Source organism: Paenibacillus sp. J22P15 (assembly GCF_056269345.1).
Genome location: NZ_JBWDNT010000002.1, coordinates 568,353 through 580,711, shown reverse-complemented (window position 1 = coordinate 580,711; position 12,359 = coordinate 568,353). Strand labels below are relative to the sequence as shown.

9 protein-coding genes are annotated in these 12,359 nt (G+C 43.4%); all 9 read right to left on the bottom strand.

What is annotated here, in order from left to right; genetic code table 11:
* Positions 1 to 13: 13 nt before the first annotated feature.
* The 9 genes from AC0YN6_RS07240 to AC0YN6_RS07200 all read right to left on the bottom strand — a co-directional run bounded on the left by AC0YN6_RS07240 (position 14) and on the right by AC0YN6_RS07200 (position 12,194).
* Positions 14 to 1,747, bottom strand: a complete 1,734-nt coding sequence (locus AC0YN6_RS07240; RefSeq protein WP_475745985.1) for a sensor histidine kinase — start codon at positions 1,745 to 1,747, stop codon at positions 14 to 16.
* A gap of 39 nt (positions 1,748 to 1,786) precedes the next feature.
* The gene (locus AC0YN6_RS07235) at positions 1,787 to 2,611 is read right to left on the bottom strand and encodes a carbohydrate ABC transporter permease (RefSeq protein WP_475746291.1); all 825 of its coding nucleotides are present in this window, start codon (positions 2,609 to 2,611) and stop codon (positions 1,787 to 1,789) included.
* A 93-nt stretch (positions 2,612 to 2,704) separates the two neighbouring features.
* Positions 2,705 to 3,610 carry an ABC transporter permease gene (locus AC0YN6_RS07230; protein WP_475745984.1) on the bottom strand — a complete coding sequence of 302 codons (906 nt, stop codon included), beginning with the start codon at positions 3,608 to 3,610 and terminating at the stop codon, positions 2,705 to 2,707.
* 75 nt (positions 3,611 to 3,685) lie between these two features.
* Complete coding sequence (locus AC0YN6_RS07225) at positions 3,686 to 5,326, bottom strand: extracellular solute-binding protein (protein WP_475745983.1); 1,641 nt, start codon at positions 5,324 to 5,326, stop codon at positions 3,686 to 3,688.
* A gap of 247 nt (positions 5,327 to 5,573) precedes the next feature.
* On the bottom strand, positions 5,574 to 6,455 hold the full coding sequence (locus AC0YN6_RS07220; protein WP_475745982.1) for an ABC transporter ATP-binding protein: 882 nt from the start codon (positions 6,453 to 6,455) through the stop codon (positions 5,574 to 5,576).
* Positions 6,456 to 6,458: 3 nt separating this feature from the next.
* Complete coding sequence (locus tag AC0YN6_RS07215) at positions 6,459 to 9,332, bottom strand: ABC transporter permease (protein WP_475745981.1); 2,874 nt, start codon at positions 9,330 to 9,332, stop codon at positions 6,459 to 6,461.
* A gap of 90 nt (positions 9,333 to 9,422) precedes the next feature.
* The gene (locus tag AC0YN6_RS07210; RefSeq protein WP_475745980.1) at positions 9,423 to 10,448 is read right to left on the bottom strand and encodes an efflux RND transporter periplasmic adaptor subunit; all 1,026 of its coding nucleotides are present in this window, start codon (positions 10,446 to 10,448) and stop codon (positions 9,423 to 9,425) included.
* Complete coding sequence (locus tag AC0YN6_RS07205) at positions 10,432 to 11,124, bottom strand: ABC transporter ATP-binding protein (RefSeq protein WP_475745979.1); 693 nt, start codon at positions 11,122 to 11,124, stop codon at positions 10,432 to 10,434. The genes AC0YN6_RS07210 and AC0YN6_RS07205 overlap by 17 nt, the downstream gene beginning before the upstream one ends.
* Positions 11,125 to 11,261: 137 nt before the next feature.
* Positions 11,262 to 12,194 carry an AEC family transporter gene (locus tag AC0YN6_RS07200; RefSeq protein ID WP_475745978.1) on the bottom strand — a complete coding sequence of 311 codons (933 nt, stop codon included), beginning with the start codon at positions 12,192 to 12,194 and terminating at the stop codon, positions 11,262 to 11,264.
* Positions 12,195 to 12,359: the final 165 nt, after the last annotated feature.

Sequence of the window (12,359 nt, the reverse complement as noted above, 5' to 3'; positions counted from 1 at the left end):
GGTGCTTCCTCCTCTAGCTTGCACTCAGTTTGATTCTGACCATCAATCCGCCTAAATCAGATCGTGACAGCGCAAGGCCGTAATCCTCTCCGTAACGCAGTTGAATTCTACGATGCACATTAATAATTCCTGTCGTTTCCTCGATATGATTCGTTGAATGCCGCAGCCTCTTCTGAAGCAGGTCAATCTCTTTATCCGTAATGCTCTGGCCATTATCTTCAACATAGATCATGAATACATTGTCCGTTCGGACACTATGAACCTTTAGCTCGCCGGGACTTACCATATTGCCTAAAGCGTGCTTATAGGCATTCTCGATAATGGGCTGCAAAATCAATCTTGGAACGTGAATGGCTGGAACATCCCCTGCAAAAGAAACCTGTATCCGTTCTCCATAACAGATCGATTGCATGTCAACATAAGTACGAGAATGCTCCACCTCAAGCTCGAGCGGGATCTCATCCTCATCATCACGAGTAATGAACTGGAAATATTGCCCGATATATAAACAAAATTGATATGCCTTCTCCTTCTGATTGTCTGATTTAATTAATCGGCATAATACAAAAAAACAATTATATAAAAAATGAGGATTAATTTGCGATTGCAGCCGTTTCAGCTCTGAGCGCTGATTCCGAATTTGCTGCTCGTAATTTTCCTTAATTAACGTATTGAGCGATCGCACCGTATCATTAAAAGCTTGGTATAAATAACCGAATTCATCGGCTCCACGGTCAATCACAATCGGCTCCAGCCTGTTCTGCTGAACACGGCGGAAGGAATGAACCAGCTTCATCAGCGGCCGATAGATAAAGCGTAATAGAAAATAAGTGAAAAATAAAATGATACAAACTGAAAGCGCACATGCCCACAAAAATAAGGTTCGATACATCTGCAATGAGCCGAGGACCATCTCTTCGGGAATAGAAGTGATGGAATAGGAATTCCAAAGCGTAGAATATTTATATACCGTAAGAAAGCGCTTACCATTGTAAATAATCGTTTCGTAACCTTCATTGGACTTCGACTCCTGCTTCTCAACAGCCAGAGCTTTCATTTGACCCAGCAAATCCGGGTTTACTCCGCTTTCGATTTCCCAACCGCGCTCCAAATTAAGCAGCACACTTTGTCCGCCTCGCGTACCGCCGATTTGCGCTAACGTTTCCTTGATCTTGGTGGCAGATAATTCAACCCCAACGACATATAACGGTTTTTTGACCGTATTTAGAGGATATTGCATCGTAATAAACAGTCGATTTTCCCAGTAGATAAACGGTTCTTCATACAATTTCAAATTATACTGCATGGCTATATACTCAGGTTCATTCAAATAGGTCTCAAAATCATTGCTCAAAATCGTTCGTTTAATTAATGGAATATAGGCCTTGGATTCTTTAATAAACGGGCTTGAATTTTTCATAAGCTCGAGCCGCCGCTGGATATCCAGTATTTTGCGTGCACGCTCATAAGAGCTCATATCATTGCCCGTTGTTGCAATTTCCATCAAATCTTTGTCCATCACATAGTTCGGCAAATAACGGCTAATACGATCCGCTTCCTTATCGAGCGAGTCCATATAAAACCTTGTCGTATTCAGTATTGATTCTGAGATTTCGCTGCGGATATTGTCCGAGCCTTTCTCAACAATCATCCAAGTAATCCCCATCAGCGGCAGCAAGGCCGCCAGAAAGGCAGCCATAATTTTTTTGAATATGGATGAATCGTGGAAAATGAATGGGTTTTTCATCGTTTTTTCTCCTGCAAGTAGTAGTAGACCATTCCGGCACTATTCTTTTACGCTCCCCATTACGATTCCTTTGATGAAAAATCTTTGTAAAAATGGATACACAATCAGAATCGGAAATGCTGCAACAAAAATTTGTGCCGCTCGGCTTGTGCGATCAGACAGCTTGAGCATTAATTCGGCATTCTCCGCTTTAATAAAGCGGAAATCCATCTTAATAATCACAGTCTGCAGAAACGTCTGCAGCGGATAATTCTCAGTATGATTCATATACAGCATCCCGTCAAACCAACTATTCCAATGTCCCACCATCGTAAGGAGTCCCGTCGTTGCCAAGGCTGGCAAGGATAGCGGTACATATATTTTCCATAATGTAGTGAAATGACCTGCACCATCTATGCGCGAGGATTCCTCAAGTTCTTTAGGCAAATTACGATAGAAATTAAGCAATAGAATAACATTAAACACCGGAATAGCTGTTGGCAATACGAGCGCCCACATCGTATCAATCAAACCTAGCGATTTTACAGTCAAATAGGAAGGGATAAGACCCCCGCTAAACAAAATCGTAAATACGAATAGCCATGCATAAAAGGTTCTAAGCCGAAATTGACGAGGATCTTTGGATAATGGATAAGCGGTAATAATCATTAAAAACATACTAATGGATGTTCCTAGAACAACACGCTGGACCGATACCCAGAATGCACGCAAATATTCCGGTTTTCCAAATACATTATCATAAGCTGCAGTGGTGAATTCAACCGGCCATAAGATGACCTTGCCAGCAGCTGCGGCTGCTCCAGAGCTGAATGAGATCGCCAAAATATGAATGATAGGCATGAGGCATAAGAAGGATGTCAGCATTAGAAAAGTAAAGTTGCACGCTACAAATAGTTGTCTGCCGAGTGATCGGTTTGTAATCACGTTATGTCTCCCTTCTGAATTACGAACGCATCATCAAAAAATGCGGTAATTCGCTACACGATAGGCTATGAGATAAGAAAGAGAAATGAATATAAAAGAGACGATAGATTTCAGTAAGCCAACAGCTGTGGCAAATCCGAATTGCGCTTGCTGCACACCCATGCGATAAACAAAAGTATCGATGATATCCGCACTTTCATAGACAGGGGGGCTGTACAAATTAAAGATTTGTTCAAAGCCAGCGTTGAGTACATTACCGATATTAAGCGTAAACATAAGCACGATAATCGGCATCATTCCAGGCAGTGTGACATGAAAGGTCTGTTTGATGCGCCCTGCGCCGTCAATTTCTGCTGCCTCATAAAGCGAGGGATTGATGCCCGTCAGCGCAGCCAAATAAACAATCGTACCAAATCCAAACTCCTTCCATACGTCCGAGGCGACCATAACATACGGAAACCAATCATTGCTCCCTAAGAAAAAAATAGGCTTTATCCCGAATAAGCCAAGTATTTGATTGAAAACACCTGAGGATGGAGAAAAAACATCAACGATAATCCCGCTTAGCAGAACCCACGATAGAAAGTGCGGCAAGTAAACGAGCGTCTGAAACGTCCGTTTAATCCATTCTCTCCGCAGCTCATTAAGCAATATCGCAATCGTGATCGGTACAATGAGACCTGCTGCGATTTTCATCACGGCAATATAGACGGTGTTGAAAAATATACGCCCGATATCAGGATAATCGAGCAATAATTTAAAGTTTTTTAAGCCAATAAAGGGTGAGCCGAGCAACCCTTTATTCGGTATATATTTCTGAAAAGCCATGACGATGCCTACCATTGGGACATAGCAAAATATCAAAACTAATACGATTCCCGGAATCAGCATCAGATGAAGCGGCCATTCCCTCTTCCACATCCGTGTTAGTACATTCAAGCCATTCACCTCGTTGTAATGGGTTAATAAAAAGAGGGATTGTTTCGCCCAATCCCTCTTTCATCTGTTTTGCGATTATTTCAGAGCAGCGTAAAACTCGTTTACTTCTTTCGTAATTTCATCGCCGCCAAGCTTTTTCCATTCTTCGACGAATTTATCGAATTCATCCACCGATACTTGATTCATAATGATTTTGAAGAATACCTCATCCCGCTTCTTGAGCAAAATTTCTTGTCTGTCTACCATAGTTGGAGTTGGCGCACCATAAAATTTATTTTGCAAATATTGCTCATTCTTCTGAATATTCGGTACATGTGAGAACGCGCCGCCTGGACCTGAAATCAAATATTCCCACCACATGCTCGTGTCACCGTCAACATACTTCATTGCCCGCTCATACCGCGTTTTATGATCCTTCGTTTCCAAAATGCTAGTATCTTTATTTGCAATCGCTTTTGGCAGTATTTCGCCGTTGTTATCCAATTGTTTACCTACGCGAAGCGGATTAAGCAGCCAGTAATTGCTGCCTTTCTCTTTCAAGTCTTTACCGAATTCATATACCTTCTGCTCATCTGTTGGATGATTATCGACGGCAATCCACTGGTTCAACAATTTGATGACGCCTTCTGGATGCTTCGCTTTCTTAGAGATCACATAATACTCATCAACACCTAGACCGATTTGCGATAATGCCGGGTTGCTGTCCACTGTAGGAATCGGGAATGCACCCCACTCCTGTACTACTTTTCCGTCCTTCACAGCACCTTTAACAAGCTGTGCTGGTGTCCATGATGCGCCATAAACCATGCCAATACTATTGTTGTAAATGAGTTCAGCCGCTTTCTCCACATCTTTTACAGCGAATTCAGGATCAAGCAGCCCTTTTTTGAACATATCCTGCAGTGCAGCGAGCGCTTCCTTTACTTGCGGCTGAATATCACTATTGACCAAACCGCCTTTGCCATCTTCAATCCAAATATTTTCATAGGCATGATAGCCATTCAAGAATGCCCGCAATCCCGTTACCCCTGTGTCAATAGTGAATGGATTTTTACTCACTGCAAGCCCGTATGATGTACCTGTGCCGCCAGGATCTTTGGCTTTAAAAGCTTCAGCAATCGCCATAAAATCTGCCATCGTCTTCGGTTCAGGCAAATTCAGTTCCTTCAGCCAGTCCGTACGCACATATAAAAATTGATATTGGTACGGATTGTATGAGCTCGGAATACCCATTAGCTTGTTGTCGAACGTCGCTGTTTTCATCTGCATGCCGCCATCCATCGTCAAAAACTTCTTCGTTTCATCTGTGGCATTCTCGTCATACACTTTGGTCAAATCCATGATCATATCCGCTTCGGTCAGCTCTTTCAATTGTGTTGCATTAACCAAGAGGAAATCAGGGAGATCATCCGATGCAATTGTAATTTTCACCTTTTCCTTGAATTGGCTCGTATCTGCAATCCATTTGTTCGTAATCTTGACGCCAATGTCTTTCTCATACGCATCATAAACGGCGTTTTTCTCGAAGCTCTCGCCTTCATCAAACTTCAAATATTGATCACTTGGCGAAACCGTTGATACTTCAATCACTTCATTTCCTTTTTCAACAGGTGTGTTTGACGGTGTTTCCGGTTCATTCGTGTTTTTACCACAACCGGCAACGGCCAAGCTAAGAACCAATGCGATGCTCAAGAGCGCCTTCCTTTTCGTCTTCATATTACCCCTCCACATGGTGTTCATATTGATAATGCGGCTGCATTCATGCAGCTTTCCTTCCTATTTCCAGTATAGAAAGTTGAACAATCTTCATCCATATACTAGTCTTTACTTTCGTATACACCTCTTGACTACGACGAGCTCCAGCTTGTATTAAGCGATGCTGCATCATTGGTCTGCTATAGAATAAAAAGGGTTGTGCAAAGGTCATCACTGACCTCGCACAGCCCTTTTACGTTTGGATAACCTACTCCGCTTTTCCCTCAGGAGGAAGCAGAATGATCTTGCCTTCTCCAAGCTCTACGCGCAGCTTATTCGAGTTTTTTACACCTATGGATTCCAAATAATTCGAAGGAACCTGCAATCGACCCGCTTTATCAAGCACAGCATACTCGACATGCGTGTTTTCTTCTTCTTCCTGCTTAAGCTCCGCCAGCTCTTCAGCATATGATCGTTTGCGCAGCATTTCAGATGAAATTTTCCCATCTCGGATTGCCGCTACACGATCAACTTTTTTCGCAAGATCTGGATCGTGTGTAACGATAACAACTGTAATGCCGATCGTTCGATTCAGCTCACGAAATAAGTCCAAAATCTGATTGGCCATTTTTGAGTCTACTGAGCCGGTTGGTTCATCGGCAAGCAACAGTTTAGGATGATTCGCAAGGGCAATGGCAATGGCAACGCGCTGCTGCTCTCCCCCTGACAATTCATAAAGCTTGTTTGAAGATCGGTGGCTCAGTCCGACTGCATCGAGCAGTTCCTTTGCTCTCCAGCGCTTACGGCTGCCCGTTAGCAAAATCGGAAGCTCTACATTTTCAAGCGCCGTCAAATAAGGAATCAAGTTTCTTGCATTATTTTGCCAAACGAAGCCGACACTCTCACGCTTGTAACGAACGAAGTCACGCTCTTTAAACTTCAGCATATCTCGTCCGTCAATGGTCAGCTTACCAGCTGATGGTTTATCCAAGCCGCCAAGCATATTAAGCAGCGTCGATTTGCCGCTGCCGCTGTTGCCGATAATGGCCATTAGCTCGCCGCTTTCGATATGAAGATCGAGGCCTTGCAGGGCGAATACCTCTAGGTCGGCTGATTTGTATATTTTGACTAGCCCTTCGCAATGAATCATCCGTCAATCCTCCCCTAGCTTTATCGCTTGATGGACACGCAGTCGAGAGAGCATGTAGGCTAATATGCTAAGTCCAACAAATAACATCAAGCCCACTAGCACATAGATCCGTACCAAATCGGTACCATCAAAAATTACTCTGAATGGCGGAACTAGGCTGCTTGGGTTGAAAGAAATTTGGAAATTTGGTACGTACAATTTACTTGCGATATTACCAACAACAATTCCGATTAAAACAGCAACGCCCGATGTAAGCAGCTGCTCAATTGCCAGCATTCCAATGAGCTGTCTCAGCGACAAGCCGATGGCGCGCAAAATACCATTTTGCAAGGTGCGGCCTCGTAGTGACAGTACCCAATACAATAAAAAACCGATAAAGCTTACGATAATGGATAGGACAAAGCCCAAAGTTAAAATGCCGTTTAGCGCCATTAGGAATGGATCATTTTTGGCATTGACCAGCCTCTCCCTCGTATTAACAATTTTCGTAACCGGAACCTTCGACTCCTTGAGTCCTTCGTAAAACTCTGATGTACTGACCTCTGGCTTTAGTTTGATCCAGACATCGTAAGGCTCAAGCGCCAGCTGTACTTGAATGCGCGGCAACTGGCCAACGATCAGCATAGGAGCTCTTCCTCCCTCAGTATCCTCGCTTACATTCACGCTGCCAACGGGAGGATTCGGGTTGAAGGTTGGAAAATATTCAACAATGCCGTACACAACAAATGGCTGCTGCGGTATGTCGCTCCATCCCACCCAGATCGTGTCCCCGGCCTTTACATTATTCTGATCCGCCAGCGTCTTCGAAATGAGTACAGCCTTTGGATCACCTGCGAGCAAATTCAAGTAGTCATTAAGCGGATAGTCAAGCAAACTGTCTCGGAACCAGGTCGTTTCTCCGAACTCGTCCGAATCCATACCAATCAAGGTTGCAGGACCGCTGCTTTCATTAACGCTGAACGATACTTCCTTCTTGAATACTTTCGCAGCATACTCTACGCCCTTAATATTTTTAACCGGTTCAAATGCCGGCTCCATGTAATTGACCGGCTTCATCCTAGCTAGTTCTTCTGCCTGAGTCGATGGCTGTCCGGGTACCGGAGGCGGCGGTGCATCATTATCCCATTTTGTCGACAGAACCATGTCTGCGCCAGCACTATACCTAATTCGGTCTTCCGTATTATTGTTGATCGTTCTTGCTGCTGAAGCGCTAAATACACCTGTAGCAATCGTCATAATAAGAAAAATCATTAAAAATTGATATTGTGAGCTGGAGCGTCCAACCTGAATTATTGTTGCATATACAGAAGGAGACCACCACCTCTTGCCAACCCAATAAATAAGCCGAAGTATCCATGGATACAAACGAAGCAAGAACAAGCCTGCGCCCATTATAAAAAGGGCTGGTACGACAAACTGCAGCGGATCAATCGTTAGATCCGTAGCATTTAATCCCAAGCTTTGCAGATCAGCCAACCGTTTACGGAATGTATTCAAGCCATAAAAGGCTATCACTAACGCAATCACATCTAGAAACATTTTGTGCCATAGCGGCGATTTTAGCAGTCTCGCTAATTGCTGCTTATGACCAACAATTGAAACGCGAGTAGCCATGATGATGGGAATAAGTATAATAACGAAGCAGCTGCCGGCAGCATATGCCCCATATTGGAAGGCATCCTTCGAAAGTCTGATCGGCAATCTAACGCGCTGAACAAACTCTAGAAATCCGTTCGAAGCACCGAGCACTTCTGTCAACACGACACCGAGCAATGGACCAACACCAAATGCAATTCCGCATAAAATAATGCTCTCAACGCCGTAGGATGTAATGATTTGCCATCTTGCTGCGCCTCTGCTTCTCAGGACAGCAATTTCATTCTTTTGCCGATCAGCGATAAGATTCGATACCATGAACATATAAAAACCGAGCATAATTAATACGGGAATATTAAGCGACCACATCAACGTTTTTAACTGCTCAGCTCTTATTAAATATTTCGAGATTGTTTCAAGCGCAGGTGTTTCATTCACAACCTGGTACAGCGTTACACTATTGAGCATGGCGTTGCGAATTTTGTTGGTCGCCTCAAGAAATCCGTCTACTAATCTTAACTCCAATTTGGTGTAATCCAGTACAAAAAACCAACCAACAGAATTAACAGGAATTTGGCTCTCACTCATGAAATATTGCTTCGCCATCTTATCACTAATGACAAAGCTTGCGCTGAGCTCGCTTAGATCTGTATCCTTGAAATAAGGATCGTCATCCTGTGATTTTTTGAATACACCTACTGGTTTAAACTTTATTTCCCCGGCAATTTTATCATCTTTTACGACAAACTCTGTGCCGAGAACGGTTTTAAATTGAACAAGACTCCGCTCAGTAACAAGTACCTCAAAAACACCATTAACAGGCTGCTGTTCAGCGGGCATTCTTCCGTCAGTTAGCGTAACATGCTTTTCAAGATCAGAGAAAGAATGCAGCGTCATTCTCAAGGGATTTCCACTGGAATCGTTACTCGGTCTCATTTTCAACGTTTTGGATTGCATATCAACGACAAGCTCTTTTACAGGTATGCCGAAGTTGAATTGAGCCGTGTCACGCATGTAACCATCTAATTTAGTATAAACCTTATTCACTTGCTCCGGCGTTTCTTTCGTATAAGACAATCTATTGTATTGGTTGCCGGGGTACACCCCTCTAGCGTTCTGCAAAGACTCCAAATCTTTGACCAGCATTCTTGATAAGATAGCCTCCGAATAGATAGGCATGCTGCTGACCAACGCAACGGACAGGACGAGGCCAATAAATAAACTTGCGACCAACCATTTGTTTTGCACCATTTTACGGATAATCATAATAAACAAGGCCACTCCAAAACCTCCCAAGCGTAAACGGCTCATAATCACCTCTGTCGAACAAATGGATGGTCATCATTCGTTCTATTCGGACTTCTGCCGTAATTATTGCATTACGACTATCGCTCCTTCTTCCAATCCTTTCGAAATTTCAATCTCAGTCGTTCCCTTAATTCCGGTTTCGACATCGACCTCACGAATTTTATTTCCATCCTCAAGCGTTCTTACAAACGTTCTGCCTAGGAAGCTGCGCACGCCGCTGCGCGGGATTTTCAATATGTCATCTTTCTTTTGTAAAAAAATTGTGACATCAGCGAACGTTCCAATTTCAGCACTATCGGGCAATTTTGGAACATCGATGTACAATGTATTCGCATACTCGGCTTTCTGTAGATCATTTATTGGAGTTGGAGCAGAAGATGGCGTCTGCACGACTTTCCCCATCACTTCTTCGCTGCCAAACTTAACCATTGCGGGGAAACCGACGTCTATAACGCTAATTTCCGAACTATTTTGAACTGCTAATGAAAAACGGAGCTCCTTCGGATTAGAAATAACGACAAGGGTCTGATAGGGCTGAACCATATCCCCTTCTTCCAGCTTCTCAACGAAAGTCACTTGGCCGCTCATCTCGGCAACAAGCTGCTTGCTGTCGAATTGCTTGGTCAATCGTTCCAGCTTTAATTGCTCAATATCCATTTGCAGCTCGGCTATATCGATTGCATCATTATCGCCGGTTAGTGACGCTTGTTTGAGAGCATATTTAGCTCTTGCTAATGAAAGCTCCTGTTCTTTCACTTGAAGATCTAGTCCATCCACACTCAGTTGTACTAAAACATCGCCTTTCTTCACATCTTGCCCAGCATTAACAAATATTTTTTCAAGACGGCCCCCCGGGCCGGTAAACTGTGAAACCTCTGACTGCTTCGACTCCAGATTTCCACTTCCTTTAATTTCTTGTGTAATCGTTCCCTTCTCTACCGTAACCGTTCGATAATTTTCTTGTGCCGGTTTAACAAGGGGAGGCTTCAATGCTTCTTCTTCTGAAGGAAAAAAGGAGCATCCCGTTAGCGAAGCGCTAAGAAGCAGTGCGAATGACCAGCCGAGTATCGGCTTAAGCTTTTGCGACAATTTGTCCATCCTCCAATTCATACACATGATCAACAATTTCCATAATTGCGGGATCGTGCGTCGTCATAATAATCGTCATTCCTGACATTTCTACCAAATCACGAAATACTTTCATAATTTGTATTCCTGTTCGAGTATCAAGCTCAGCTGTAGGCTCGTCAGCGAGCAGCAGCTTCGGCTTATGAGCAATTGCCCGCGCAATTGCTGTCCGCTGCTGCTCCCCACCAGATAACTCGTACGGTCGATGATGCATGCGGCTTTTCAAGCCTACATTCTCCAACGCTTCAACAGCTGCTTCTTTACGGCCGCTTGCTGCCATACCCGAAACTCTTAATATGAATTCAACGTTCTCATAGGCAGACATTAGAGGAATCAATGCAAAAGATTGAAAGATAAGTCCCATTTCCTTGCGTCGCACCATATCCCTCTGTTTATCGGACATTACCGTCAAGTCGCGTCCAGCAAACATAATCTGTCCTTCCGTAGGACGATCCAATGCGCTTAATAAATTTATAAGTGTCGTTTTCCCAGAACCGGATCTTCCTTTAAACGCAACTAGCTTCCCGGAAGGAATTGATAAATCAACACCCTTTAAGACAGTAACTGCGCCATTTCCGCGTCCGAAGGTTCGAATTAAAGCGCTTGCATAAATGATATCTTGCGTAATTGGCAGCATGTAGTGGTCAACCTCCATTTCCAATCATCCTATTGCATATGAATCTTTTTCCATTTTACCCCCGTATCTCATGTTGTACAAGGTAAAAAAATAGCCTATCAGCCACTAATTTAATAGGCTGATAGACTGGCTATTATTTATACATTCAGGTTCAAGAAAAAGATAACTGCAGTAACTGTGATAATACTTAAAATAGTAGAAACAAACACGGATTGCGAGGCGAATTCTGCCTCGTTGTCGAATTCAACCGCCAGCAGCACACTGCTCAGTGAAGTGGGTACTGACGATGATACGATAAGTGCTGCTGCCGTCAGCGTATCAAGTCCCATGAGCCATACAATCAACCATGCGAGTAAAGGGCCGGCAATAAGTCTTAACATACCGGATAAGCTCACATCAATAAGGAGTGACCGCGAGATTTTCCACTCCATATTGCCCAGCTGTACTCCTAACGTAATCAGTGCTGTACCGATAAACGCAGCTGATAAATAACCTATTGGTGTAGCTATCGGCTGCGGGATCGTAACATCAAACCCTCTAAGCAGGAAGGCGAGCGGAATGACATATATAATCGGCATAGATATGATGGTGCGCCAAATCGCCCGCATATCCGCTTTGTGTGCGTTGACGCTGTAGATGCCATAAGTGTTCGGTATAAGCGATTGTGTCATCATAATCAGCACCTGTATCGCCAGTGTTTTCTCGTTGCCGGCAAAAGCCAGCTGATTGAGCGGTATGCCATAATTCGCGCTATTATAGAATAGAACGCTGTTGCGCATCGCACTTTTCATGCTTGGCTGATAACCTCTAATTCTAATTACAATTTCAACGATGATATACTGCATGATCATAAACAGTACAAAAAACAATAAAATCTTCCCAATGACTTGGGCAGAAATATCGGTTTTATAGAGGAGGTCGAACATAATAGCAGGAGAAAACAAATAAAAATTCAACTTGGATAATGTTTTGATATCCAGCTTGAACGCTCTTTGAATGATAATGCCAAGCCCAATCATGATGACCATCGGAAGCACGTTTGTCATTAAAATGTGAAAGAAAATATTCATTGCTGCATCTGCTTTCTTCTATATATAGTGTGAGAAATGGGCATGACTGCGACGATAATCGCTTCACTCATTCTAATAGGTTCCTGCTCGATTAGGCAAGCATTCATATGAAGCTCGTTGCTGCAATCATTTGTCCTTAACACAGATTGCTACACACATGCTCAA

Coding starts and splice junctions, on each gene's coding strand:
- AC0YN6_RS07240 (WP_475745985.1), bottom strand. CDS start 1,747: ATGAAAAACCCATTCATTTTCCACGATTCATCCATATTCAAAAAAATT.
- AC0YN6_RS07235 (WP_475746291.1), bottom strand. CDS start 2,611: ATGCTGACATCCTTCTTATGCCTCATGCCTATCATTCATATTTTGGCG.
- AC0YN6_RS07225 (WP_475745983.1), bottom strand. CDS start 5,326: ATGAAGACGAAAAGGAAGGCGCTCTTGAGCATCGCATTGGTTCTTAGC.
- AC0YN6_RS07220 (WP_475745982.1), bottom strand. CDS start 6,455: ATGATTCATTGCGAAGGGCTAGTCAAAATATACAAATCAGCCGACCTA.
- AC0YN6_RS07205 (WP_475745979.1), bottom strand. CDS start 11,124: ATGCTGCCAATTACGCAAGATATCATTTATGCAAGCGCTTTAATTCGA.
- AC0YN6_RS07200 (WP_475745978.1), bottom strand. CDS start 12,194: ATGAATATTTTCTTTCACATTTTAATGACAAACGTGCTTCCGATGGTC.